Annotated in this window: 24 protein-coding genes and 1 pseudogene; 18 read left to right on the top strand and 7 right to left on the bottom strand. The window is 44.3% G+C overall.

All coding sequences use genetic code 11. The features are described from left to right. Window positions 1-45: 45 nt before the first annotated feature. On the bottom strand, window positions 46-990 hold the full coding sequence (locus ACP7H9_RS05910; protein WP_034819207.1) for a nucleotidyl transferase AbiEii/AbiGii toxin family protein: 945 nt from the start codon (window positions 988-990) through the stop codon (window positions 46-48). 6 nt (window positions 991-996) lie between these two features. Beyond that, entirely contained in the window at window positions 997-1,770 is a 774-nt protein-coding gene (locus ACP7H9_RS05905) for a type IV toxin-antitoxin system AbiEi family antitoxin domain-containing protein (RefSeq protein WP_034819209.1), read from the bottom strand. 270 nt (window positions 1,771-2,040) lie between these two features. Here ACP7H9_RS05905 and ACP7H9_RS05900 point away from each other — a divergent pair, with 270 nt between their 5' ends. Further along, complete coding sequence (locus ACP7H9_RS05900; protein WP_114981774.1) at window positions 2,041-2,397, top strand: helix-turn-helix domain-containing protein; 357 nt, start codon at window positions 2,041-2,043, stop codon at window positions 2,395-2,397. Window positions 2,398-2,590: 193 nt separating this feature from the next. Here the strand turns inward: ACP7H9_RS05900 and ACP7H9_RS05895 are convergent, their stop codons facing one another. From ACP7H9_RS05895 to ACP7H9_RS05885, 3 genes are all read right to left on the bottom strand, one after another. After that, window positions 2,591-3,445: a LolA family protein gene (locus ACP7H9_RS05895; RefSeq protein WP_011233319.1), complete on the bottom strand. Its 855-nt coding sequence runs from the start codon at window positions 3,443-3,445 to the stop codon at window positions 2,591-2,593. Then, on the bottom strand, window positions 3,435-3,977 hold the full coding sequence (locus tag ACP7H9_RS05890; protein WP_011233318.1) for an RNA polymerase sigma factor: 543 nt from the start codon (window positions 3,975-3,977) through the stop codon (window positions 3,435-3,437). Before ACP7H9_RS05890 ends, ACP7H9_RS05895 begins: the two co-directional genes overlap by 11 nt. Window positions 3,978-4,795: 818 nt before the next feature. After that, window positions 4,796-5,692: a LysR substrate-binding domain-containing protein gene (locus ACP7H9_RS05885; RefSeq protein WP_011233317.1), complete on the bottom strand. Its 897-nt coding sequence runs from the start codon at window positions 5,690-5,692 to the stop codon at window positions 4,796-4,798. Between the two features lie 102 nt (window positions 5,693-5,794). Here ACP7H9_RS05885 and ACP7H9_RS05880 point away from each other — a divergent pair, with 102 nt between their 5' ends. The 12 genes and pseudogenes from ACP7H9_RS05880 to ACP7H9_RS05825 all read left to right on the top strand — a co-directional run bounded on the left by ACP7H9_RS05880 (window position 5,795) and on the right by ACP7H9_RS05825 (window position 16,311). Next, the gene (locus ACP7H9_RS05880) at window positions 5,795-6,643 is read left to right on the top strand and encodes a DMT family transporter (protein ID WP_011233316.1); all 849 of its coding nucleotides are present in this window, start codon (window positions 5,795-5,797) and stop codon (window positions 6,641-6,643) included. Window positions 6,644-6,662: 19 nt separating this feature from the next. Continuing rightward, window positions 6,663-7,683: pseudogene (locus ACP7H9_RS05875) on the top strand (IS3 family transposase); the annotation flags it as partial. A gap of 181 nt (window positions 7,684-7,864) precedes the next feature. Continuing rightward, window positions 7,865-8,290 carry a bifunctional diaminohydroxyphosphoribosylaminopyrimidine deaminase/5-amino-6-(5-phosphoribosylamino)uracil reductase RibD gene (locus ACP7H9_RS05870; RefSeq protein ID WP_011233313.1) on the top strand — a complete coding sequence of 142 codons (426 nt, stop codon included), beginning with the start codon at window positions 7,865-7,867 and terminating at the stop codon, window positions 8,288-8,290. Window positions 8,291-8,388: 98 nt separating this feature from the next. Beyond that, on the top strand, window positions 8,389-8,727 hold the full coding sequence (locus tag ACP7H9_RS05865; RefSeq protein ID WP_439222341.1) for a hypothetical protein: 339 nt from the start codon (window positions 8,389-8,391) through the stop codon (window positions 8,725-8,727). Between the two features lie 1,399 nt (window positions 8,728-10,126). After that, window positions 10,127-11,167, top strand: coding sequence for an HNH endonuclease (locus tag ACP7H9_RS05860; RefSeq protein WP_227016332.1), 1,041 nt, complete (start codon window positions 10,127-10,129; stop codon window positions 11,165-11,167). Then, a complete protein-coding gene (locus ACP7H9_RS05855) occupies window positions 11,124-12,320 on the top strand; it encodes a hypothetical protein (protein ID WP_439222340.1) in 1,197 nt (398 codons plus the stop codon). Before ACP7H9_RS05860 ends, ACP7H9_RS05855 begins: the two co-directional genes overlap by 44 nt. 69 nt (window positions 12,321-12,389) lie before the next feature. Next, window positions 12,390-12,677 carry a hypothetical protein gene (locus ACP7H9_RS05850; protein WP_114981779.1) on the top strand — a complete coding sequence of 96 codons (288 nt, stop codon included), beginning with the start codon at window positions 12,390-12,392 and terminating at the stop codon, window positions 12,675-12,677. An 86-nt stretch (window positions 12,678-12,763) separates the two neighbouring features. Then, window positions 12,764-13,234, top strand: a complete 471-nt coding sequence (locus tag ACP7H9_RS05845; protein WP_114981780.1) for a hypothetical protein — start codon at window positions 12,764-12,766, stop codon at window positions 13,232-13,234. A gap of 67 nt (window positions 13,235-13,301) precedes the next feature. Continuing rightward, window positions 13,302-13,883: a DUF5677 domain-containing protein gene (locus ACP7H9_RS05840; RefSeq protein ID WP_114981781.1), complete on the top strand. Its 582-nt coding sequence runs from the start codon at window positions 13,302-13,304 to the stop codon at window positions 13,881-13,883. 88 nt (window positions 13,884-13,971) lie between these two features. Then, entirely contained in the window at window positions 13,972-14,991 is a 1,020-nt protein-coding gene (istA, locus tag ACP7H9_RS05835) for an IS21 family transposase (RefSeq protein ID WP_034823186.1), read from the top strand. After that, entirely contained in the window at window positions 14,988-15,773 is a 786-nt protein-coding gene (gene istB / locus ACP7H9_RS05830) for an IS21-like element helper ATPase IstB (RefSeq protein WP_114981782.1), read from the top strand. The genes istA and istB overlap by 4 nt, the downstream gene beginning before the upstream one ends. Further along, window positions 15,766-16,311, top strand: coding sequence for a DUF5677 domain-containing protein (locus tag ACP7H9_RS05825; protein WP_227016333.1), 546 nt, complete (start codon window positions 15,766-15,768; stop codon window positions 16,309-16,311). The genes istB and ACP7H9_RS05825 overlap by 8 nt, the downstream gene beginning before the upstream one ends. 138 nt (window positions 16,312-16,449) lie before the next feature. Here the strand turns inward: ACP7H9_RS05825 and ACP7H9_RS05820 are convergent, their stop codons facing one another. Next, window positions 16,450-16,905: a hypothetical protein gene (locus tag ACP7H9_RS05820; RefSeq protein WP_114981783.1), complete on the bottom strand. Its 456-nt coding sequence runs from the start codon at window positions 16,903-16,905 to the stop codon at window positions 16,450-16,452. A 283-nt stretch (window positions 16,906-17,188) separates the two neighbouring features. Between ACP7H9_RS05820 and ACP7H9_RS05815 the strand changes: the two genes are divergently transcribed. From ACP7H9_RS05815 to ACP7H9_RS05795, 5 genes are all read left to right on the top strand, one after another. After that, window positions 17,189-17,716: a hypothetical protein gene (locus ACP7H9_RS05815; RefSeq protein WP_114981784.1), complete on the top strand. Its 528-nt coding sequence runs from the start codon at window positions 17,189-17,191 to the stop codon at window positions 17,714-17,716. Continuing rightward, window positions 17,713-19,125, top strand: coding sequence for a site-specific integrase (locus ACP7H9_RS05810; RefSeq protein ID WP_114981785.1), 1,413 nt, complete (start codon window positions 17,713-17,715; stop codon window positions 19,123-19,125). The genes ACP7H9_RS05815 and ACP7H9_RS05810 overlap by 4 nt, the downstream gene beginning before the upstream one ends. A gap of 12 nt (window positions 19,126-19,137) precedes the next feature. Beyond that, entirely contained in the window at window positions 19,138-22,182 is a 3,045-nt protein-coding gene (locus tag ACP7H9_RS05805) for a site-specific integrase (protein ID WP_114981786.1), read from the top strand. A 243-nt stretch (window positions 22,183-22,425) separates the two neighbouring features. Further along, entirely contained in the window at window positions 22,426-23,328 is a 903-nt protein-coding gene (locus tag ACP7H9_RS05800) for a type IV toxin-antitoxin system AbiEi family antitoxin domain-containing protein (RefSeq protein ID WP_114981787.1), read from the top strand. An 8-nt stretch (window positions 23,329-23,336) separates the two neighbouring features. Continuing rightward, window positions 23,337-24,194, top strand: coding sequence for a nucleotidyl transferase AbiEii/AbiGii toxin family protein (locus ACP7H9_RS05795; protein WP_114981788.1), 858 nt, complete (start codon window positions 23,337-23,339; stop codon window positions 24,192-24,194). Between the two features lie 246 nt (window positions 24,195-24,440). Here the strand turns inward: ACP7H9_RS05795 and ACP7H9_RS05790 are convergent, their stop codons facing one another. Beyond that, the gene (locus tag ACP7H9_RS05790) at window positions 24,441-24,746 is read right to left on the bottom strand and encodes a DUF3892 domain-containing protein (protein WP_114981789.1); all 306 of its coding nucleotides are present in this window, start codon (window positions 24,744-24,746) and stop codon (window positions 24,441-24,443) included. Window positions 24,747-25,100 lie beyond the last annotated feature (354 nt).

Genomic DNA, 25,100 nt, shown 5'->3' with positions numbered 1-25,100 from the left:
AATTTAGTTTATATATGGAATATAGTCAAATAATGCATATATGGATTATCTCGTAACTAAACCCACTGAATTGAGTGCATCCACAAGTCTGTTATAAGCTCTCCGATGTCTTTCCTCACTCATTTCTCCAAGATTTTTCAGCTTCCACCTAACCGCCGGTAGCCGATCAACACCATCAAGTCCGAGTAATGACCAATCCGGTTTGCGTGATTTAAACGTCAAAAGAAACGACCTCTCCTCGTCAGTAAATGCCGCATGCATGAGTTTTACAATTTTCCCACGCGCAGCCACAAGCTCCGCGAATGGGACATCGATGTCCGCCATCGATTTAAACTCCCCCTCATAAAGTTCGGAAATATCTTTGAAATGAGGTCGTAATAACTCCGAAATAGGACGGGGGTGGCTGACAATATAAACAAGTAACGCTTTACGAATATCATCAGTGAAGCCTTCGTTATCCAGAAGTAGTTTTACGTCAAACAAATCTCTGGGGTGCTGCCGGTCGAGCGCGGCGCAAATCTTACCAGCATAGAGATCGGCGAAATTAACCACGGAAATTTCTGCGAAGCCAAATTCATTTTCCACCGCTTCAGTAACACTCAAGGTTGTCGGTTTGTAGACAGTTCCTCGAAGTACGGGTGACAGTTCTATCTTTATCTGAACCTTTGTACCGCGAACCTCACGCTCCACCAATAAACGGAGCGCGTCTTTTTTGACTTCAAATGGGCGTATGACAGTCACATTCTGAATTTCGGCTGTGAGCTTTTTACCTATTTTCTCCAGGTGACTAGTGATCGTATTAAGTGCTTCATCTCGATCCATCATAGGTAGAAAAACGAGATCAATATCAACCGACAGTCGCGGAAAGTCTCTGACAAATAGGTTAATCGCTGTGCCGCCTTTGAGCGCAAAGCAGTCATGAGCCGCAACAAATGGTAACACCTGCATAAGCAACTGAACCTGCCGATAATAAATGCTATTTCTATCCATGATAATTTACATCTCCTTGGGTACCGTGATCTGCCATTTGCTTTCCAGGCGACCATTTACCGCGATAGCTCTTTTACCTGAGCCTAGATCGTAGTCTGTTGACACTAAACGTTTAAACCAGGGCTGTTGATTGCGCTCCGCTAGCCAAAAGAATAGCCGTTTTACTTTGACATTAAGGCAGTTTTTTAGCAGCGTATCTAACTTCCGGGGTGATAAGTTATGCAACCCCTGAAGCAGCGCATCAGCATGCTCAAAACTGATATGTTTAGGTACCTCGTTGAGCACTTCCAGATAAGCTTTTTCAACACAAGAATACGTTATTTCCGGCAAACCTTTTGACCATTCATAAGGACGGAGAACGCGCTGGTCGCGCATGAGTGATTCTGGCCACAATCGCTTCGTTCCATGCCATTCGAAAGTAGCTTCCACACCAATTTTATCAACCCATACAGGCAGCTTCTCAGGACAATATAGACCAATCGTAGGTTTTCCACTTTGATTTACGTAATGGCTTACACCATTTAACTCTAGAGCTGTCAGGCCCCCCACATTGACTGCGAACGTAGCTATTCGCTGCAATGAAGCCACAACACCTTGCCAGGTTGGGTAAGCTTCTTCGCGATAATAGACCCCGGGCGTAGCAACGATTAAAGCTCCTCGTCGGACGGAGTTGTCGATATAGTGCAAACTCAAGCCCTGCTCTTGTAGCCAACGCTTTGTTGCTATCATACCGAGAGGAAGTTTTTGCTTTAGCGTTTTGCCCGCTTCATGATTTAACATGTGATGCTCTTTTGGTTTGCAATATACTTTATACACGTTAATTATTGACGTGTATAATGAATTAGTCAAACTGAAGGCACAGGAAAATCGTAAACCTGTGGTTAGCTTCTCTTGACCACTACAGTTAGTGTCGCCCGTCTGTCGTGTATATTTCGTGACCGACACCGACGTTGTTGCTTCATCATTGAGCCTGAATACAGATACCAGGAGAATTTGAATGATTAAAAATTGAGAGAACGTAAAAATTGGTCTCAAGAACAATTAGCGATAATGTCAGGCTTGAGTGTAAGAACAATTCAACGTATAGAAAGCGGCAATAAAGCAAGTATGGAATCTCTTAAATCACTGGCCTCTGTATTCGAAGTTGATGTGTCGAAGCTAACGGAGGAAATTACTGTGATTGATAAAGAATCTAAATACTGGAAGCAACAACCGGTCTGGTTCAAATTAAGTTTGTTTGGCGTCAATAGAAGAAATAAACTCGTTTGGGTCGAGTACTTAAGCGTGTTACTGGGACTGGCAACCTGGATTATGCATCCAGACATTTTTGCGACGCCTGCTTTTTTCTTAGCTGCTTACTTAATAAGTAAATTGGTAAACAGAGCAGATAGCCGGAAAGTTTGGTAAAGAATAATAGGCAAAGACCTGTTGAAAAAGAACCGTTATACGTAAAGGGAGTTAAACATGTTCTGGCAAGTATCCTTCTGGATTTTAGTTGGGATACTCGTTCTGCCGTTGCCGACTCGGGCATTACTGATGGTTTATAACCCCGTAGCGCCACGGCCGATTCGCAAGTGCCCGAGCTCGGCAACAGCCTGGCTTACTCCGAATCCGCTCCCATAATTTCATAGCCAGATGGCGCTAAGTCGAACATTTCAGGGTCTATCGCTTCATTAAATGCCACATCTGCCTCAAAAACAAAATACGGTCCATCCATTGTCTCTACTCTTATACGAATAGGTAATTCAGTCTTAGGATCGACCCATAAAGTCAATCTCATGTTTTCAGGCTCCACTGTAAAGACAGTCGTTTCTATTCCATCGATAACTACACCTGGTTCACTCTTCACTTCACCGTCGTAATTTAAAATTTTCGTGTGCCAATCAAGTAACTCATTTTCCAGCGCCTCTTTCGCGTTTTGACCAGGCGTAAAATTAATAGGCATGGCAACTTTGCGTTCAGGGAAGAGTATTAACCCCTTACCAAGTTTAGTATCCATCACGTTCACTACTGAAGGTGCACCTTCAATGTCTGGAAGCGGTGTGTTGACCACCCTAATTTTACTGGGCGATTGGTAAAAAACCTCTACTGTCATAATAACTTGGTCATCCGACTGCATTTGTCCTGTGTACACCATACTGGTGATTTCGCTTAACTTCTTGACCACCGATGCAAATGCAGGTTTGCTCACCGACGTGGTGATAATCAACACAGCGGTTAGCACCAAAGCGGCAGCCGTTCCAGCAAAGCCAAATCGCTTTGGTTGTGAGGCGGTTTTTAACCAACTCCAAAGACGAATCATACCGTTGCCGGGTTCTTCTTCATCTACAGGGTTGTCTTGTGCATCAATGGCAGCGTGAAGTCGGGACTGCATTGCTATATCGTCATGTTCCGAAGGCTTTTGTCCCTTAACTTTATTAAGCATAGTCTGAATAGAATCGTGATTAGTGTTCATGACGAGCTCCTAAATATTCTGATTTACCTACGATACTGGAGAGTTTTAGCTGTGAGCGATGCAGGGATACGCCGACTGAATTGCTAGAGACATGCATTAATTCGGCGATTTCTTGGTAAGAGTATCCTTCGACATGACGCAGGCAATATATGTGAGCGTCTTGCTCTGTCAATTGCAAAAGGGCTTGTTTGAACAGTATCAAATCACGGTCTCGTAAAACTTGGTTCAAAGGGTGCCTTGATGTATCACTTTCATTTTCAGGCACGCTTTCCAAGTCGTCTTCCGCTAATCTTTTATTACGACGTAGATAATCAATCGCTGTGGTAACTGCCATAGACTTTAAATAAGCAGGCCAGTTTTTCACCTCGTTCATGCTTTTAAGAGATTTTTTAAACAGTTTAATAAATACGTCTTGAGTCACATCCTCTGCAAGGTGTGTATCGCTTAACAGTCGATATGCGCAGTGAAAGACTAGCCTCCCGTGTTGCAGTGCCAAGTCAGATATTTTCGCTTTGTGTTGCTGCAATGTCATTCTCCAAAAACACATCTCGACTTAAAGACGATCCAGTTGTCGAAAATATTACCGTTTTTTTAATTCTTTCAGAGCAGCATATGTTAATTGTGCTTTGTTGACAGTTAGGAAAGCAATGAAGGGTAAAACGCCCTACTAAAATAACAAAGTTATCGTAAGCGTGTAGTCGGAGATAATTTGGGACACAGAATGGACACAAGAGAAATTGAGTTAATAGTTACTATCAATGCGAGAACTTCAAAAGATGGCGCGCCCGACAGGAGTCGAACCTGTGACCTCCGCCTCCGGAGTAAATAGCGACTGGCTGACGTTAAATGGTGAGAGAAGTTACTAACCGTGCAGGCCACGTTCTATAGGGATCTCAGGAATATTTTAACGAGGCCATTTAGCCAGATGTTTTAGCGTTTTATCTCCAACCCCTGCAAAACTTGCCACAAAAGGGTATGGAAAAAAGGATAGTTAGCCAGATAACCACTACCCTAAATTATGCGTCGATTAGCAATCACCGTGGTTTAAATATTAACTAAAACGCCTATAATTTGGTAGGAGCAAGTGCTCTTGAAAGGGAGCTAAACCTCCCTATGCAGTTTCTGCCTCTGTGTATTATCTTCATTGGACTCTCGGTACTGATGTTAACTTATGCTGTAACTTTGGGAATTTAAATCTACCGGGCGCTTCTTAGCAGCGCCTGGATTCTACCCACTCAGTTTTTACAAGATAAATTCTGGGTTCCTCATTGCCATTAGGCTCGAGACACATCGCTACATGGAGAGAACTCGAGGCCAGTATTGCTAAGGCTGACAAGTTAAGTATCAAGACTAATGCCGTGTACGGCATAAAGCGACCAACCAATCGCCCAGGGACTCAAGCCCGGGACTTTTAGCGGTACTGGAAGGGTAAACAAAATAGAAACTGTCATCGGTTTGAATACTGTGAAACGGCAATTCAAACAAACTTTCTTCACGCTCTTGCTCGGTTGTCATAAACTCATTTAACAGCGCAATTCCCTGTCCGTATTTAGCCGCCTCGGCAGCAAGTAATAAATGACTAAAGTGGTGAACCCTAGCGCTCACAGGTAACCGAAGGTTGGCTTTTTTAAACCAACGCTGCCAGTCGGTTCCCGGTTCGCCGCTGGCAAATGCGCTTATCGCTGACAGTAATGGATATTGAATGAGGTCACCCGCACTTTCGAGCCGATGAGCCTCAGCCCATAATGCTTTTGAACAATAGGGCTTTAACGTTTCATCATACAAATGGTAGCGCTGATAACCCATGCCTGGCGGCTGTGTTGTAATAAAGCAGTCAGCCCACTGGGTATCAAAATTACCATCCTGAGTCAGCATTTGCAGCGTCAATTCCACATTAGGATAGCGTTGTCGGAACTCATCGAGGGCCGGTATCAGCCACTTTACCGCTAACGAACCATGCACCGCCAGCTTTACCTGCCGGGTATCATATTGCCTGACGTTTGCAGTCGCCCCTTCAATCGCGTTAATTGCTCCAGCAACTTCATTAAAATAGTTCTCGCCGACTGCTGTTAACAAAATTTTGCGGCCCCGCCGAACAAAGAGATCATCACCCAAATATCCTTCAAGTAGTGCCACCTGATGACTCACGGCACTTTGTGACACATGTAAGCGCTCTGCTGCCAGGGAAAAGCTCTCGCAACGCGCAACTTCAACAAAATAATGGATGGAGCGAAGCGGAAGGCTCATTATCTAAAAACCTCATGTGAAAATTAGTTAATATCATTATATTTAATAAAAAGAGCCACGTAAAATGCCCTCATCGCTAACAGTTTAAAGAGGAGAACAAAGGTGGATCGCTCATTGCTCATGGCTATTATTATGTTGGTCTTAGGAAATAACATCGTTATTCTCTCAGATTCTTTGATTAAGCTACTGGATGGTTTTGAGGCACCTTTTCAATTTGTTTTATACCGTCAAATAAGTGCCACGCTGATGCTTTTACCGTTTATGTTGCTTTTTAAGCGCCCATTATTGCCTAAGAATATACGTTGGCATGCCACTCGCGCTCATATTTTTTTACTCGGTACGGTGTTTATGGTGATATCATTAACCACTTTACCGCTAGCGACTGCGAATGCCATATTTTATGCGGCGCCTATTATCACGGTTGTATTAGCCCGCATGTTTTTTAAAGAGCGTGTCACACGCTTATCTTTGATTACTGCAGTCTTAGGCATGGTTGGCGTATTGGTAATTGTGAACCCCTCCTCTACAAACATTTTTGCGTTGGCGGCCCTGGTGGTTGCTACAACCCTGGCGCTCAATAATCTGCTAGTAAAAAAGCTTCCGGCTGAACACAGTATTCTGGACACGCTTTACTTAACTAACCTATTGGGTATTCCTTTAGCTTCTGCAATGGCATGGTTTGAAGGTGCCAGTTTTGATGTCAGTACTTTTTTAATTTCAGTGGGCTCCAGTTTGTTTGCGATGATTTATGCCGGTACCTGCGTTTTTGCTTATCGAGCCGCAGAAAGCAACAAAGTCACCAGCGCCGAGTATACAGGCCTTATTGGGGCGGTAATACTGGGGATTGTGTTTTTTACCGAAACCCCTGACGCAAGGTTTTATATAGGTTCAGTCCTTATCATTGCACCACTCACCGTTTTAACTCTGCGGAACTCTAATAGATCGGCTTAAAGTCGGAAGTCTGGCCTTAAATTACTCTTTGCTCAGCCGGTGGCGGCGTGAAGCCGAACCATCCTCTAAAAAGCTTTCAAGGGATCAAGTAACCCCCGTGACGAAGAAATGGCGCGGCTTAAACGCGAGAATTCCCGGCTTAAAAAGGAACGGGATTTTTGCGAGAAGCGGCAACGTTCTTCGCAAAAGACTCGTTCTGAGATATCAGGCGATAGAGCGTTGCCGAGATAAGTTTCCGATACGCTTAATGTGTCGATGTCTGAAAATGTCACCCAACGGATATTACGCCTGGGCAGCACAGCCTCCCAGTGCCCGGGACGTCGAAAATCAGCGGATACTGACGCGCATTAAGGAGATCCACGAGGACAGTGGTGGTGTAATTGGCGCACCACGTATGCATGAAGATCTGTCTATTGAAGGTGAACGAGTGAGTCTGAATCGTGTGGCCCGCTTAATGGCCGTTAATGGCTTTCAGGGCTGGACTCATAAGAAAGGACGAGGCCGAAAGCGACCGGCCGCCAGACCCGCTGGCCTTAAAGATCACCTGGCACGTGACTTCACAGCAACAGAGCCTGAAACTAAATGGCGAAGTCAAAACCACCGAAGGTAAACCGTTTCTGTGCGTTGTGCTCGACTTGTACAGCAAACTGATAGTGGGCTGGTCTATGCATCATCGGCAGGATCGTTACATGGTTGTTCGCGCAGTGGAAATGGCCGTCTGGCAACGAACAGGCAATCAGCCTGTGATTTTACATTCGGATAGCGGTTCTCAATTTACCAGCGGTGATTATCAGCGTGCTCTCAAATTTAATAACCTGATCAGCAGCATGAGCGCAGTCGGTAACTGCAGCGACAACGCCGGCTGTGAAGGATTTTTTGGGATACTGAAGCGTGAAAGAGTGAATTATCGCCATTATCGAACAAGGGATAAAGCTCGTTCAGATATTTTTGATTATATTGAGCGGTTTCATAATCCAAGAATGCGTCGTAGACTGGCAAAACAAGATCAGCAGTTTAGCGCGAGTTTAAACCGTCCGTGATAACGAAGTAGAACCCCAACTGGAAGGCGCATGGAATTACTAAAGGTAAGGGGCTTTCCGTAAACCAACGAATTGAGAGCGACATCAAAGCGCTTTGGTCTGTCATCAGAAGTAAACTTGAGCAGGCTGTTGATGACGGCATACTAAAGTAAACCAGCTAAACCGGGGGTGAAGGTTTCAAATGTCTGAAAAATTCATGCTGGAAGCTTTGAATATTTCCAAACAAGCACTTCCCCACTGTGAACCGAATCCTCCTGTCGGATGTGTGCTGGTTAAAGATGGCGAAGTAATATCCAAAGGCTTTACGCAGGCCATTGGTGGAAGTCATGCAGAAGTAGAGGCTTTAAATGCTCATTCAGGAGACCTAAGCGGCGTTACTGCATACGTCACTTTAGAGCCTTGTTCTTTTGTCGGCCGGACTGCTGCTTGCGCAAGCACACTTCTCGCTTCGGGCATCAAGCATGTGATTATCGCAATGCTCGACCCAGACATCAGAAACAATGGTAAAGGCGCAGAGATACTAACGGCGGGAGGCGTAAAAGTTGAGGTCGGCCTGTGTGCTGAACTGGTAGCACAATTCCTTTCCCCCTATTTAGCAAAATCATAAATAGTTTCGCTAAAAACCAGAAAGCTATGGTTTAACAAGGATTAGGTTATAACTACACGAATTTTCAGTCTTTCCAGCCCCTTAAACTCGATTAAAGGTTGAGCACTTCTGTTTACTGGGCAAGAACCGACTACGCTCCAATATTGAATGTAAATATTATGGGCAAAACTACTGCAGAAAAGGACGCTCTTGAATCAGTAGATCCCGGAATAGTAGGTGAAATAATAGGGAAGTGGGATGCCAAAAACGGTTTGGAGACAACGATGTATTTGTATAGCGAAAACGGAAAGCATTATATTGCCCAAGTATTCGGGCCAGGTGAAATTAGCAAGCATGAAGTAACATTAAGCGATATAAAACACGGAACAAAAATTGAGAATGTTGAAGAAAACACGTTTGGCGAATATTTCGTTATGAACGACTCAGGCTGGTTATAGTTCTGGAGCGATAACGGAAATTACTACACAGCTCCACCTGCTAAATAAAGCATGTAGTGAGCCGATTACTTTTTCTCTGGAGGAGTTCGTTTTATTATTAGATTAGGCAAAGGTCAAAATTTACATCCGCTAATTTGTCACCCGCAACCGCGGCCACAATCTGGACACAGAATGGACACAGCCCTGATCCAGCGCCAAATCAGCCACAATAGCTAACGGTCACGCCGAAAAATCAGCAAAGAAAAGAATTTAGAGTAGATACGAAAGGAGGAAAATCTCTGCAGGCTAGGGAAATGGCGCGCCCGACAGGAGTCGAACCTGTGACCTCCGCCTCCGGAGTAAACATCACCATGCCGTTTTCAAGTGGTGTTAGTAGGTACTAAGCGTTCAGGCCAAGTATTCTGGAGGATCTGGAGAAATTTAAGCGAGGCCATTTAGCCAGCTATTTTGTCGTTCTATCCCGAAACGCTGCAAAAGTTGGCACAAAGAGGTATGGAAAAAAGGATAGTTAGCCAGACAGTTCAGGTTCCTGACAAGCCGATCAAGGCCCCCAAAATTGAAAGACCAGAGTATAAAAAATCACCAATTCATCAATATTCGGAGAATAAAGTGGGTATGTTGATTTGATGAATTATGGACGATTCTCACCCACCGACCTGATGTCTTCCTCAGACGTTTGATAGCTCAACAGGAAGACAGAGTGCTTTCGCGAAGTGACCTGATGGGGGTAGCTAAGTTCGATCGCGCCCAGTGAATCAGGCAGTACAATACCGGAAGATGTCGATGCCGTTAGGGAGTACTGGGACGTGTATCGGCGACTCAACTATGAGCTTGGGCGCAATAACTTAGGTCAGGGTGAAGCGGATCCACCTGCCACCATACTCAGCGTATGGCTCAACCGCAGAAGCTGAATACCCATAAAAGCTCTTGAAGATACTTCGGGTTTTGGACGCGTTCATCGGTAGGCGGGCAATTGCCTCCTGGCAACAAGCTAAAACGTATGCTGAAGCTAACTATGATTTCCTTATTATAACGGACTAGTGTAAGGCTTTTACTGGTACTGGATCTTATTTGGTCTAATAGAATAATCGAAAGCTTCTACACTAACTTGACAGGCAATTATGAGCGAGCAGCGAACCTCTTAACGTCGGTCTGCTTCAGTCCCATCACTCGTAAGTGAGAGAGATGCCAACGATGCACGGCACGTTCACCTCGAAAATATTACACTTTTTGCTGTTGTGTTGTTTATTTAAGTCTATTAATGTCAATGACATAACATAACCATACGTGCCAGTAGGATAGCTTATTCCGTGGTTTTTTGTGCTAGCGTAGCGGCGAGCGCAAAACGCCACTCCACAAACCGGCGCCGCACGATGCGTTAAATGATACGGAGGTTGTGGTGATAGAAGATATTGAAGGCTACAAATCATATCTGAGGGATGTTAGGGGTTTAGTCGAGGGTACGGTAAATAGTTACCCTACATATTTATCTGCCATCACAAATCATCTACACATTGATATAACCTCAGACTCTGTAAATAGCTCCGAGTCCGTTAGTGATATTCTGAGGCGGTTGAAAGTTTCTCTTAAAGAGAGAAATTACTGGGGAAACTGCCAGTCTGCATTGAAAGCCTACTTAGAGTTTCTGGAATTTAAAAGCCGAGCAACACCGCCATTGAATTCGAATGAGGAAAGGCTTCTAAATTACCTAATTTCACATATCCAAAGTGGTACTATTGATTCAAACAACCCAATGACACATCTACCCTATTTGAAGGTACTCAATGATTTAGAGTTTCCCAATGATGGAAGAACACCTGGCGACAGTCTGAACAAACATGCTATGGGTGGGTTGGCTGAGTGGCTCCATCATAATAAACTGCCTGCTATTACCGGAATTATCATAAATAATAAAAACCACCCTGATAGAGCTTTGTTTCCGTCAAAGTCATATTTTGAGTTTCACAATAAGCAGGATATGGATTTCGCTTGGCAGAGACAACAAATAAAGTTGGCTTGTGAACTTGATTGGGGGACTGAACTGGCAAGCCGAGGGGTTTATCTTTCTGATGATTTTTTCTTTGCTGAAGAGGTTAACGAGCCTCTCAAAGAAGGAGCAAAAACAACTATCACTGTAAATGCATACGAGCGCAACCCCGAAGCAAGAAATGCATGTATCAGAGAATATGGAGCTCGATGTTGCGTATGTGATTTCAGTTTCAGTGAGTTTTACGGAAAGCGAGGCGACGGTTACATCCATGTACATCACCTCACCCCGATGTCGGAGATTAAATCTGAATATGAAGTTGACCCGATAAGGGATTTGCGGCCAGTTTGCCCAAATTGTCATGCAATGCTTCACCGGAAGGGAAATATAAGCATAGAAGAACTAGCGGGTGAAATATCATTTAACAAAGCATTACAGCGGACAAGCCGCTGAATTTGGCGTTAGCCAATCCAACCTCAAACAACAGGTATTGAAATTGAAAAATATTCCTCCAGTTCAAATACCACCACCAAAAAACTGGCAAGACTTTGAGAGTTTATGCTGCGATTTGTGGGCGCAAGTATGGAATACTCCAAATATTCAAAAAAACGGCAGGAGCGGTCAAACTCAACATGGTGTTGATATTTTTGGAAGCCCATCAAATGCTTATGGAAAGTATTATGGAATTCAGTGTAAAGGTAAGGATAATTACAGCGGAAGCATGCTTACCCTCCGTGAACTAAACTCAGAAGTAGAAAAGGCTTCAAGGTTCTTGCCCAGACTTGAGTGCTTTATCATAGCTACAACATCAGTAAAAGATGCTGGCATTGAAATGAGAGCAAGAGAAATAACTGAGGAAAATAGAAAAAAAGGTATTTTCTCGGTTCATGTATTTGGATGGGCCGACATAGTAGAAAGGCTATCCGAGTACCCGGAAGTTATTGATAAATACTATTCTTGGGCCATAAAATCTAATGATCCGAACGAGAAGCTTTTTGAATCGTGGTACAGAGATGCTGATATAAAAAATCTCCAAACAAACGCTAATATTATTCCCTTTCAGCTTTTTAATATCAGGTTTACTGGTAAATTTTTACATACTATTCATTCTTATTTGATGAAAATTGAAACCAATTTAAAGGTGTTTCCATCAAGCTCTGCAAGCCAAACCCTTAAAGAGGCTATTGTCAATTTTAACCATGTTGCTACTGATGTATTGAAATCGTGTTATGAATTTGAAAATAAGTACGATATTGAATCTGATGTTTACACTTACTGGATTGATACCGGAGATCTTCCATACCATGAGCAAGGTCAGTTCATTGACTTAAAAAAGGGAATACTTATGGTTCTTTTTTATAACCTTGTGAAAGCTGCCAATTATGTAATCTACATCCGTAATTCTCTTATTTTAGATAGCAGTAGAACATTGGATTTTATAGGTTTCATTGAGCACTTTAACCCTAATTCTCCTCTTTTTGGAGATCCGTATCCGTCCCCAGAGTACTATCCGCTATACTCGGAACGAGAACTGGAAGAAGTTGGACTGTATCAGGGCTTAGAAAATATTGAACAATATGTTCATGACCAAGTATACAACGGCTAACAAGGCGCTGCTGGTCGACAAGCTTTCCGCTACGCTACAAATTTGCCGCAGAGCGCGGCGTCATAAATTATGAGTCGAAGATACTGGAAGATTGAAGGGTACGACGGAGTCGAGAAGATTTTTGAGAAAAAGATCAGGGCGTGGACATTCTCTGAGGCTCAGATCGAGGACGTATTAAAGACGCTAGTTGCCCGCGCAGGTCTGGAGTTTGAAGACATCCTTGGTGCCTATGCTCGGAGAGGTTCTAAAGAATCAAATGATCTGCTTGCGGTGCGTCGAGAAGGAGAAGCTCCGGTGTTTACTTGCGGAGAAAATCCGCATTTTATTGCTACCGTAATCAACGAGAATGATTTATAACCAGTCGCAACAGTTCGCACTTGCGGCACTGGACTCTTACTTTGTTGGTGCCGCTGTGGTTGGGCGTTCTATTTTAGGGAAAGGTCATGCGTAAAGAAGACATTAGTAAGGAATTGAAAGATATCGCATTTGATTTCTTCTACTGGTTTTCACGGTTTGAGTTTGCATTGAAAGAGAACAAATGCCTAAAGCGGGATGGCGCAGGAGATACTGCTGAGCCAGGATGGGAGAAGTTTATTGAACAGCACAAACGAGCCTTTCAGCACACGGATGAATCGAAAAAGCTGTTAGAGCTAAACCCCAAACGGCAGAAAGTCGGGGAAAACTCAGACCTTGAATGGAGAAACGTGGGTTTAGATGACTGCGGTTCTGACCTGTGTAAAGTGGTTCGTCTGCTGAAAACCATTCGAAACAATCTATTTCATGGTGGCAAACACGGGGTTGAAGGCTGGGATGACCCTGAACGAACTAAAGAGCTCTTGGAGGTTGGGAAAACCATATTAGACCAACTCGCCGAGTTAGCTGCCTTTGAAGCCGATTATACGCAGTATTACTGAAAATAGAACAATGCCATGCACGAGACAAGCGCGTGATGGTCGCCGTTATGAATCATAGGGAATTTAAGTGGAAACCTTACAGAATGCACTTATAAAGCAGATGGAGGACTTTCTTCGAGAAAATCCAGATAAAGTTACTGAATTTGACGTAGAGAAAGTCATCGCCGAAACCACACCCGAACTTGTCAATTCAATAAAGACATCACTCATTAAATCGACATACGGAATGCTTGAAGAGCATAGAAAACTTTCTGCAGAGTTTGTTTCCCGAAACATCAGCAGATGGCAAGAAGGTTTCGATTTATTGGAGGCGTTGATAGTAATTTGCACAGAGTCAGGTGAAGAGTTCAATAAATCCTACCGACCCAATGCTGTCTCTAAAAACAATTTGGTCTTTGATTTGGTAGTGCGGCACCATGCGAGGGCTTGCCATATTGCGAGAGAAATATTGTGCTTGTTAGAGAATGGGTTTGCAGACGCCGCTCACGCGAGATGGCGTGCGCTTCATGAAGTAGCCGCGACAGGAATGTTTCTGGCAAAGCACGACGGTGAATGCGCTAAACGCTTCTACTTTCACGATGTGGTCGATTCATATCATGGAATGCTGGAGCACAAAAAATATGAGCATAGGCTGTCACCGGCAATGTAAAACTGACCCACTAACGGCAATTTAAAATTGACCCACCTGAGGCACAATGACCGCCTGATCTGAAAAAAAGAACGGCGGTTGAGATGCAATGTTAAATCAGGAGTCACTAGTGGATATTCATGTGTTACACCAACAAGGTCACAGTATCCGGGCTATCAGCCGCAAATTAGGCATAGCACGCAACACAGTTCGCAGTTATTTGCGCGACATAGCGCGCACACCGAGTTATGGACCAAGGCTTGAGCGACCATCAAAACTGGATCCCTTTAAGCCTTATCTGCGGGAGCGTATTGAAGCCGCAAAGCCCTACTGGATACCGGGAGCCGTCTTGTTCCGTGAAATTGAAACGCAGGGTTATGACGGTAAGGAAGGGATTGTAAAAATCTATATCCGTCAGTTTAAGCCTCAGACTGAAGAGGAAATTGTCCGATTTGAAACGGCACCGGGGAAGCAAATGCAGGTGGACTTTACGACCATCAAGCGGGGTCGCTTTAAGCTCAAAGCTTTCGTTGCAACCATGGGCTTTAGCCGCGGCTCTTACGTTCGGTTCAGCACTCACGAGAAGCAGGAGGACTGGATAACCGGTATTCGGGAAGCCTTGCACTACTTCGGCGGTGTGCCGAAAGAAGTTTTGTTTGATAATGCCAAATGCCTGATGATTGAGCGCGATGCGTATGGTGAAGGTCGTCATCGCTGGAATAAGCACCTGCTTGAGCTGGCGTCCGATTATGGATTTAGGCTAAGAGCCTGCCGCCCATATCGAGCTAAAACCAAAGGTAAGGTCGAGCGGTTTAACGGCTACCTGAAAAACAGTTTTATTACGCCACTGGCAGCGACGTTGAAGCAAGCCGGGCTGGCATTGGATGTAGAAACGGCTAACGCTCAGGTCGGTCCCTGGCTCGAGGATGTCGCGCATCAGAGAAAACACGGAACCACGAAGCAAAAACCTGCGGTATTGCTGGTTAAAGAGCAACTGGCGTTAGCACCGTTACCGGCAAGGCCGTTGTCCGATAAAACCCGGCCAATACCATCACGTACCGCAATGCCGATAGAGAGCTTCCAGCACCCGCTAAGTGTCTACGACCAATTACTGGGAGCTCGCCCATGAACCTGCAAATGGAGCGGATACAGAGTGCCTGTGACACACTGAAATTAGGCACCCTGGCAACCGAATGGTCAGCAATCGCTGACACCGCCGCCGGTAGAGAAGACTCATTGGCTGACTTCCTTGAGCAGTTGCTGAGCGTTGAGCTGGAAGCCCGGCAGCAACGCACACGGGAAACCCTGCTCAAGTTCGCCGGATTACCGGCCATAAAATCGTTCTCGGATTACGACTTTAAGTTCGCCACCGGGGCACCCAAAAAACAGCTTCAGGAGCTGACCAGCCTGGCCTTTATCGAGCGGGCAGAGAACATCGTTTTACTCGGGCCAAGCGGTGTGGGGAAAAGCCATCTGGCATTAAGTTACGCCTATCAGGCCATTCAGAAAAGCATTAAAGTGCGCTTTATTACCGCTGCCGACCTGATGCTGCAGCTGGCGACGGCAAAGAAGCAGGACCGGCTCGAAAGCTATATTAAACGCAGTGTTATGGCACCCAAACTACTGGTCATCGATGAAATCGGTTATTTACCCTTCGGACGTGAAGAAGCGAATCTGTTCTTTAACGTCATAGCCAAGCGTTATGAGCACGGCAGCGTTATTGTTACCAGTAACTTACCGTTCTCACAATGGTCAACGGCCTTCGCTGACGACCAGACGCTGACAGCGGCACTGCTCGACCGGTTACTGCATCATGCACACATCGTGCAGATTGCCGGAAACAGCTATCGGTTACGAGGGAAAAAAGCGGCCGGAATAGTACCGGTAACGAATCAGCAGATTAATGAGTAAACCGCTAAGGGTGGGTCAATTTTACTTTACCGCTAAGTGGGTCAAAATTAGATTACCGTTGACACATAGGCTACAGGAAAAAGGCCCAAGCGATACTGAGATTGCCAGCTGCAAGTTGGAATACGACGCATTGATTGCTAAATACGGAAAATCGTACGCAGGTAACTACGGATGGGCAGCCCATCTTTTCCCGAATCATAATAGAGTTGGGTTTGCGGCTATCGAAAAGAATGTAAAGCTCGACCATATGCGCCCGTATTACAAATGGGCTAGCCAGAACATACACTCTGGGTCAAAGGCTATGAGAAACCGATTGGGGTTGTGCGAAGCCACGGAAGACATTTTGCTTGTAGGACAAAGTAACTCGGGCATGACAGACCCAGCTCATGCAGCAGCAATAAGCCTGTCACAGATTACTATAACCCTCCTATTTCTTGAGCCGACATTGGATCACATCGTAATTGCCAATATTATCCAGGAATATTCCGATGATGTGGGGGACACTTTCCTCCGGATCGATAGGGCAAATGATTCATAACGAACCGCTCCTGAATCGCCACTAGTTCATTAAACACTCAGTAGCCGCTTTCTCAAAGCGTTTCTCATACTCTACTGGCGACGGTTGATCATTAAAACCACCACGATATCGCGCCTGGCTTCACCCCGGGGTAAAACTTTAACGTCGCAGCTTTCGAGCATGCCAACGAACTGCATCTGCATTTCGATTAAGCACCTGACCTATCTCCGCGTAGCTCTTAATCCCGAGGTTTTGCTCGAGATACTGCTGCTCTTCTTTTGTTAGCGCTTTGACATGACTTGCTGTCGATACACCGAGCCGCTGTGCGCGCTTTCGAATAGCATTTACTGACCTGTTGAGCTGTTCAGCAACAGCTTCTATACCCTGCTGTTCGATAAAACCTTTAATGTAGGCATCCTCCTCGGCTGAGTAAGTAGGCCGCTCGGCACTGTCAGACTCAGTTTTCCGTTTAACGTCAAGCTTCCTTGCACGTCGAAGAACCGCTTGCTTTGATGTCTGTAATTCGGTTGCTATTTGCGATGCAGACTTTGAGTGATAATGGGCCACGAGATACGCGTCCATCTCGTCAGTCCAGTTGGTGTGTTTTGAGCTCATATATAATTCCTTTTAAATTTCTTTTTGCTTCCTTGAGCAAAGATCTTTAGATAACCAGAGAATAATTTATCGTCGTTCGTCAATGACTCACACTCTGATTATATCAGATCCAAATTGGTTTCTTTTTATCCAAAAATATCAACCCTCAGCAAGAAAAACCAATAACAACATTTATAAAAACATAACAAATTCATGCAGTTAAAATTAATTTTGTCGGTTGCGAGAATTTTTTTGAGCAAATCGGATAACTTAGCCCTGAATTCAGGATGAAGGGGTAATCGGAATGGACAACGCAAGAATTCGACGTGTGCCTATCGCGAGAGTCGCGATACACAAAAACGCAAAAGCTGCTTTCAGGTTTACGCAGGGGCTTAAACCCCAATGTGATATTTCATTGCTTAAATCATGCAGTACCGGCACTTGGTCTACGTGTGTACCACGAGCTATTAAAATCGATAAATTCTATCACGTATTCAGTGCCTGGCATGGCCTGCTTTATTCTGGAGCCATCGAGCAACAGATATCGGTGATTATTGAACCTGAACTGGAATCTTACCAAATAACACATGAGGCCTGGCGGTTCGCAATAGGTGCTCTGGCGTTCCAGTCGGACAAAGCTAAGCATCCAGCTTACCTGGCTGAGCTGGCTAAAATCTGTCCGTTGGTAAATTCCGCACGGTTTCTTACTCGTCGTTTTGAAACACCGCGAGCGTTCAGTTATTCATTTGCTTCGATTGATCCAAAGTCAGTGGATACGCAACTCTCAAAGTTGCTTACATCTCGCCTGCAACCGCTGGAGGGTAAACAATGATCCTTCCAGAGCTCAAGCGCCTGAAACCCAATTCCAGCCGTTATAGTCAGTTGCATGAGATTAAACGCAGTAAACTGGCATCCAGTTCGAAAGATCGGCTCTCGATGGCAACTCTATTGGAGCTGGTCAGGTATTGCGATAAGCATCGGCATAAAGGTAACTGGTTTGCCAGTCTCGCATTATTGTCATTAGTGACCGGTTACTCATTCACAAAGCTATTGAGCGATGACCAACGAATTGAGCTCACAGGACTGGGAGTCGCAAAGCTCTATAGCACTTGGGATTTAGCGCAAACGCCGGAATTAGCTCTACCTATGCTAAACCTTGTATCGATTGAGCGAGATGGTTATGTCGTTGTACCAGAGTGGCTCGCAGAGCCAGTTATAAAAATGCGCGAAGAAGGTATTACGGCTGACGACTGCACGAAGAAGTTTAAATCTTTCTTAACCAATATTAAGCCAACCACGGAAGAGCACGTGACGCCAGCTAGGCTATCTAATGTGTTGGGTTACCAAAAACATCAATTTGGTATTACCTCTTTTGAATTGTCATTCATCGTGAATGAACCAAAAGACACTTACAGTCAAAATTCATATATCGCGTTTCATGCACTGCCACTACTTGAGAAGCATGTGGCATTTATGAACCAATACATCGACGTTACTGATGTGCGCAACTATCTCGCGTCAAATGTACCTAATGACCTTCGATTTGGCTCACCCCGTGTGCTGACTCATGATTCTGTGATTGCACTATTTGAATATCTACGCAGCAAACTGAGGTCGGCACTGCAATCTCGTTATGATTATGCCGAGATCCACAATTGCTACACAGATTATGTCATCAATCTACTTCAGCTAGCTACGTTACACCGCCCACATGCCAACATCTTTCGGACCCTTGAATTCTTCGACTTCAACGCAAATACCGTTGAAATTTTGGACAAAGATTTGGGGTCGAACCGACTGATTCCACTTTGCGACTATGCGCTGAGAGAGCTTAAGCAGTATCTCAAATACCTCAGGTCCCTTGAGCGTCTTGTCCGATTTGACAGCCCATCTGTTGCCGAATCCCTAGGGAAGACCCTCAAGGGAAAAGAAAACCTTTTCAGAGAGTGGCGTGGCGATGTTTTACTCGATGACTTTCAGTCGTTAACCAACGTATATCAGCGAGATAAAACCTATGGGTCTAACTGGCACAGACACTTCATGATGACATCACTTTTCGACAGCGGCATCGATCGATATGCAGTCAATACGTATTCGGGTCATCAACTCAAGTTTGAGCACATCTACGAGCGCAGCAAAAACACTAAGTTTGAACAGTTAAGAGAAGTCAGCAAAGTGATTGAGGACATCATTATGGAGATGAACCTTTTTCGGCCAACCAACATGCACCAGTATTTTTAAAGGATTAGATTTATGACAACTGCTATTACCAGGATCGGTGAATTGATTCAGAAATTTGCTGGCAACCCGGCCCAATCAAAATCTTCCGTGCAGGCAACCATCGTGTACGAAATTCTGTATTTGCTTGAACAAGAAAACTTCTTCCCCAAGGATTTACTCGAACAACTACGGAAGCAATGCTCTAACCGTATTACAAACACAAAGACCGCCCGAGTATTGTTTGATGCGCTCCATTTAAAATTGACAGGTCGAACCTACTATAAAAAGAAGAAGGTTAGGAGCCCCATTAATCCAGTCGCAGAAAAATGGTATCGCAGAATTTCAGGGGCTGAGGCGAGAATTTTTGAATATGTGACTCACAGCGATACCATAACCCAAGAAGACCGTCTCGCAATCTTCCTATTCAGTGCCGCAGCAAATGGCGGTTTGTGCCACGCTCCTGGTTTAAATTCGTTATTAAGAACAGTCATTGAGAAAGCAATTGACGACTCACAGGCAGTCCTAACCCAGGCAGGAGCGGAGCGCTATTTTCGTCTAAAATATTCCGCCTCTGGGCATCCCGTGAATGTCAAAAATGACGATGAGCGATACAATACACATGTATTCTATCCACATCCCCTGACAACTGCTGCGCTTATTGGATTGCTACGTAACAGCCACACAAAAAATTATAAAACAGACAATGCGGTGGAGAGGATTAAGGACTTCCTTGCTGAGATTCTGAACGACCGGGAACTCAAAAAAGTCACCAACCAACGTCTCACCGACGCACTATCACTGCTCTTCTTCCGGCAAGAAGGTGGGCGAGTTCCAGTATTCATTCAACATTATGCCGCTGGCCGCGCAAATAACGCATCGACGTTCGATGAATGCCTGCTGTCTCTGAATACACGTCATTGCATAACAAAACGTACGAGGCCAGTCACTAAGAAAGACGGGAAGATCCTAAATAAGCGTGATTTGCAAACAACCTCGGATGCTTTGCTTTATGAAATAGCCGATATTTATAGGCGTTTCGCAGGGCGCGACGATGAAAGCACACTTATCGAAAATGCTCTCATACAACTGCGAGACCAGAGCCAATTTAGTGCCAAAGCGGCGAAGCCCATGCTCAATTGGTTTATTTGGAAGTTTCAAGCTGGCAAATGGACATGCGGGGCTTCTGGCAAACGCACGTTAAGCTGTTTGGGGAAGATTTGGCTATATTTAACCGAAAACATTGGAGCGGAGGGATTGGAAGGATTAGATCAAACAGACTGCTCATTACTTTATACAAAATTGCGTGCTTTTGAGTCAGGCGCGGATTCAACATTCCCATCCACCCTCAGGCATTTTTGGCTGTATATGCATAATCACCTGGGCTTCGAAATTCCTGAACAACTGGCTGACTTTGTCAGTGGTACCAAGTTTGTTCGTTGTGCAATTCCAGGTAGCCATCAGATAAGACAGCTACTGATCGACACGGCTGAAGCCTATAGTCACAGCACTCAACATGTCATCGAAACCGTAACCGCAATGACGTTGTTGATGGCTCGTCTTGGTCTACGTCCGGACGAAGCCATAAACCTTGAAGTGTCGGATATTGACTTGAGAGGAGATGGCCTAGTTTTTATCAGACCCAATGAGCATTTCAATCTTAAAACATATAGTGCACAACGCACACTACCACTCATGCTGTTTCTGATGCCCGACGAGGAGGAATTCATCCGACATTACTGCCGGCGTCGACAGTTAGAAACAACGGAAAGAACAAATGCGCTGTTATTTTCAGAGTATGAGCTCGCTGACACATTCATCAATTATGACACTCTCAGCGCAAACATTACTCGCTTGCTGAGCGACTACTTAAATGTACATACTAATACCTATCAGCTACGCCATTACGCGCTGACTACATGCCAATTAATTTGCTGTGCCAGCAGTGAGCGCGCTCAGCAATTAACGGGATACTCAGCTGAGCAGATAGCGGCTATTCGGCGCTACTTTAACGGCGCTGATCATGACGATGTTCTATCCGAGATAGCTGAGTTTGCAGGTCATCTAAATACCGAAACATCGACCAGTACATACTTTCATCTGACTGATCTGTTACGTTTTGAGGCCGCAATGAGCGGATCTCAGAAGTACGACGTCTCGTTTATAACAAAGCTAACATCGCTCCAAGGAGGAAGATTGAGACGGCTAGCCCAAGAAAACGGTGGCACTGAAATGCTCGATAATAAATCGTTGTTGGCGGTGCTAGACGACGTATTCAAAACCGAACGCACGCATTGGGTTAAATACCTTCGCCCTCAAAATACTCCGAAAAAGAGCAAGGTACCAACGTTCAACACAAACACAAAACGCAGCGCAGAGTACGTTGAAAAAATCCTGCACATGCACGACCACGGAGTTTCCAACAATGAGCTCGCTGACGTTTACAATCTGGACATATGTTGGATTAATGAGGTTATCCAAGCCGCTTATTTCTATCGTGATGACCCTAGGTTTCAGACAGGAGAGAATAAGCCCCGCCTCTACTCTGAGGAGGCATCAAGTGGTCTTACAATCGCTATGCCCGCTACAAATATTCAGAAATTGGAATCCGTTGATATTTTACAACGATTAAAAGAACTCCAAGGTGTCACGTCCAATCGAGCCGCCAAAGCGGCAAACATTATTTTGGAGAAAACGACGAATAATAGGACGTATATACGACTAGACTCCAGAGCCGAACTGCGAAAAATCGCAAAAGGATTAGATGGTGTAGTATTGCCGGATCGTTGGCTACTCAAAGTTCACGTCAAACAGAGAAAAGAACCTGAAGACTCGGAAAAGCTCAACTATTGGCGAACAGCATTGCCAGCAGGAGCCACCATCAAAATAATTAACAGCAAGGACGCTAACGAGTCGCGCTACGGAAAAGCTCATCTTTCATATCGTGATTCGACACTCAGTGAACAAAGAACGGCATTTTTGAAAACAAGAGGTGTCGAGGATGGCAGCTCCAGAGCTATGCTCTCAGCATTACATAAATACATGATTTTTATGCGAGCTGAGGAGCAATATTGTAAATAATAAACACTGAGGAACTTCAATCAGCCAAACCAGTTGCTGGCTCTGCAAATATAATTAGTCTAGTTGTTGATATAGAATTGTATTAAGAATATTTGGTTAAGGACTGTAGGCTTATCGTCCTTAGGACGATAAGCCTACAGTCCAAAACGAGCTTTGTCAAGAGCTCTCATGAATTAAAACTTGACTTATTCATACCTATAATGTATACGTCCTAAGGACGTATACATTATAGGTTGAGATAAAATGGAACTAACGAAGGCAATGACTCTTTCTCTAGGAAATCTCAATTTCCCTGTGTTTACTCAATATCACTTAGGGAAACTCTTATTTGGGCTATATAAGGAAAAACACTTTCGCGGAGAACCACTGATAAAGATTCAAAAAGACTACCCAGACAGCAGAGATTTCACACGTATTACAAATAGGCTACTAGCCGAAGGAATCTTGAGCGAATATCGAGGAATGCCAAATACAGTATTCACTTTATTGGGCAGAGAATTAGATTCAATCGAAGATATTTCATGCACCATTGACCCCTTTTGTTATTTATCTCATTTAAGCGCAATGGATTATCATGGAATAACTGATAGGATCCCATCTAAGCTTTTCCTCTCATCGCCATCACCAAAAGAGTGGAAAGCAACTGCCTTAAAAAGAATGGAGTTAGATCTAAAAGAGGATTTAAACACATACATCGAGTGTGGACTTCCACGATTAAGGCGAGTTAATTTCAAACGAGTCGGTAAGCAGGAAGTTAGCGTACTACATTCCAGCCACTTGGGCGCCTATAAGAACGTTCGTGGACGTAACTTCCGAGTATCAACTGTTGGCCGAACATTTCTAGATATGTTGAGAAATCCTGAACTTTGTGGTGGCATGAACCATGTGATCGACGTTTTCTCAGAGTTTGCCAACCAGTACTTGCGGCTGATAACTGACGAAATCGATGCCAATGGCAGAGCAATTGATAAAGTTCGTGCCGGTTATATTCTCGATGAAGTGGTGGGAGTTAAAAATGAAACCGTCGCATCCTGGGTTCACTTTGCTCAACGAGGAGGTTCTCGTAAGCTAGATCACTCAACAGAATATATACCTCAATGGTCTGATAAGTGGTGTATTTCTATTAACGTATTTAAACGCTCATAGGCAGAATCATGATTTCAGATCATAATATCGAAGACTGGGTCGCTCAGGCGGAAAAAGGTCAACAGGAATTCAGGGAAGCCGTGCACACAATTCTTGTCGCTATAGCCCAACAACCCGACTTAAGAGATAGGATGATTATTAAAGGAGGGATACTTCTCGCCATAAGGTACAAAAGTACCCGATTTACTCGAGATATTGACTTCTCAACCCAACAGAAACTAAATGACATCCCCCCAGAAGAAATTCAGTCCACCCTAGAAAATGCGCTGAGCCAGACAGTCGAGCAACTAGATTATGACCTAGACTGCAAGGTACAAAGCATTACCGTTCAGCCCAAAGACCGTCCGAATGCAAGCTTCCCGAGTATGAAAATAAAGGTTGCTCACGCTTATAAAGGAACAACTAAGCATAAACGCCTTCTAGCGGGTGCGTGTCCGTCGGTCATTTCCATCGATTACAGTCTTAATGAGGAAACTTATTTTGTTGAAGACTTACAGATAAGTGATGATGACAACGTTGTTGCTTACGCTCTGACGGATCTTATATCTGAAAAGTTTCGTGCAATACTTCAACAAATAGATAGAAATCGACAGCGCCGACAGGACATTTTTGACCTTTTCTACTTGCTTCAGTCACAAGGCCCTTTCGACGGAGATGAAAAAGCTCGAATTCTCTACAGTTTAGTTTTAAAGTGTCGCGCACGAGGAATCGAACCAGATCATAAATCGCTGAATAATAGAGAGATTTATGAACGAGCTAAAGCCGATTACCCCACGTTAAAAGATGAAATAACAGGAGAACTGCCAGAATTTGACCAAATCTATCATAACGTCAGAGCTTTTTATGAATCATTAGATTGGCCTTAACGTTTGATATCCCTAGCTTCTCCTATGCCCAGCATTAGTATGCTTTATTAAATACATGGGGACGTTGAAATCAGCCGAAACTTATCTCCATAGTAACGCACAGTTGAGTCAACTCTACAGCTTTCTGTATCACAATCTTTGTCCTACGCTTCACTCACATAACACGCTTCTGGGGAACATCGTGAGCGTGTACTTGATTTTTATATCACTACCCAGAAGCAACTTTCATAGCCAAACACCTTCAAACTAGAACTTTGGAAGATTTTCTAAGTTGTCTTTAGATTTTTTGTTTGCATCAGTTCTCAGGAATCTTCGGCCATCTACCGTAATGATGTGGACGTCCTGTCCTTTCTTCCACTTATTGTCGCCATCTTTAACAATAGTAACGAAAGTCTTACCATCATCCATCTTCGCAAGTACGTCTTTCCTGCTCCAAATATCATCGGCCCCTATAGTGTCGCCGTTGTCTTTATGAACTTTCACCTTATCAATATATTGGTCGTCGCTATCGTAGCGAACAGCTGATATTCCGTAGTCTGCCCATTTAGTCATTTATCTGCCCTCGAAGTTAAGCGGAGCCTTGCTGGTCCCTTTAGTATTAAACGCTCATTCGCGGCTAATTTGATCGACAGCGAATTGAACATGCTCACCTACGCACTATCACTGGCTCACAATATCCAGCTTTGACTCTTTATTACGTAATGGAAGTTAAATCATATAACGATTTATTTCAACAAAAATATATCTAATATCATATTAAGGAGAGAATTATTAAGTAATAAAAGGTGATTATCAGCCAAAAAAAGCCCGCCGTGTTCAAACGGCGGGCTGTAGTGGTCAAGAAAAACTGGCCACCGGTTTATAGTTAATCCAGTATTTTTGCTCTGCCTGATTCGGGCTCAAACC

This window comes from Idiomarina sp. ST20R2A10, assembly GCF_051842345.1.
GTDB classification, from domain to species: Bacteria; Pseudomonadota; Gammaproteobacteria; order Enterobacterales; family Alteromonadaceae; genus Idiomarina; species Idiomarina loihiensis.
This window is presented reverse-complemented; position numbering and strand designations above follow the sequence as displayed.

Excerpts from the sequence above, each read along its gene's own strand:
- ACP7H9_RS05910 (WP_034819207.1), bottom strand. The coding sequence starts at position 990 with ATGGATAGAAATAGCATTTATTATCGGCAGGTTCAGTTGCTTATGCAG.
- ACP7H9_RS05905 (WP_034819209.1), bottom strand. The coding sequence starts at position 1,770 with ATGTTAAATCATGAAGCGGGCAAAACGCTAAAGCAAAAACTTCCTCTC.
- ACP7H9_RS05900 (WP_114981774.1), top strand. The coding sequence starts at position 2,041 with ATGTCAGGCTTGAGTGTAAGAACAATTCAACGTATAGAAAGCGGCAAT.
- ACP7H9_RS05895 (WP_011233319.1), bottom strand. The coding sequence starts at position 3,445 with ATGAACACTAATCACGATTCTATTCAGACTATGCTTAATAAAGTTAAG.
- ACP7H9_RS05890 (WP_011233318.1), bottom strand. The coding sequence starts at position 3,977 with ATGACATTGCAGCAACACAAAGCGAAAATATCTGACTTGGCACTGCAA.
- ACP7H9_RS05885 (WP_011233317.1), bottom strand. The coding sequence starts at position 5,692 with ATGAGCCTTCCGCTTCGCTCCATCCATTATTTTGTTGAAGTTGCGCGT.
- ACP7H9_RS05870 (WP_011233313.1), top strand. The coding sequence starts at position 7,865 with ATGTCTGAAAAATTCATGCTGGAAGCTTTGAATATTTCCAAACAAGCA.
- ACP7H9_RS05850 (WP_114981779.1), top strand. The coding sequence starts at position 12,390 with ATGAGTCGAAGATACTGGAAGATTGAAGGGTACGACGGAGTCGAGAAG.
- ACP7H9_RS05845 (WP_114981780.1), top strand. The coding sequence starts at position 12,764 with ATGCGTAAAGAAGACATTAGTAAGGAATTGAAAGATATCGCATTTGAT.
- istA (WP_034823186.1), top strand. The coding sequence starts at position 13,972 with ATGTTAAATCAGGAGTCACTAGTGGATATTCATGTGTTACACCAACAA.
- istB (WP_114981782.1), top strand. The coding sequence starts at position 14,988 with ATGAACCTGCAAATGGAGCGGATACAGAGTGCCTGTGACACACTGAAA.
- ACP7H9_RS05825 (WP_227016333.1), top strand. The coding sequence starts at position 15,766 with ATGAGTAAACCGCTAAGGGTGGGTCAATTTTACTTTACCGCTAAGTGG.
- ACP7H9_RS05820 (WP_114981783.1), bottom strand. The coding sequence starts at position 16,905 with ATGAGCTCAAAACACACCAACTGGACTGACGAGATGGACGCGTATCTC.
- ACP7H9_RS05815 (WP_114981784.1), top strand. The coding sequence starts at position 17,189 with ATGGACAACGCAAGAATTCGACGTGTGCCTATCGCGAGAGTCGCGATA.
- ACP7H9_RS05810 (WP_114981785.1), top strand. The coding sequence starts at position 17,713 with ATGATCCTTCCAGAGCTCAAGCGCCTGAAACCCAATTCCAGCCGTTAT.
- ACP7H9_RS05805 (WP_114981786.1), top strand. The coding sequence starts at position 19,138 with ATGACAACTGCTATTACCAGGATCGGTGAATTGATTCAGAAATTTGCT.
- ACP7H9_RS05800 (WP_114981787.1), top strand. The coding sequence starts at position 22,426 with ATGGAACTAACGAAGGCAATGACTCTTTCTCTAGGAAATCTCAATTTC.
- ACP7H9_RS05795 (WP_114981788.1), top strand. The coding sequence starts at position 23,337 with ATGATTTCAGATCATAATATCGAAGACTGGGTCGCTCAGGCGGAAAAA.
- ACP7H9_RS05790 (WP_114981789.1), bottom strand. The coding sequence starts at position 24,746 with ATGACTAAATGGGCAGACTACGGAATATCAGCTGTTCGCTACGATAGC.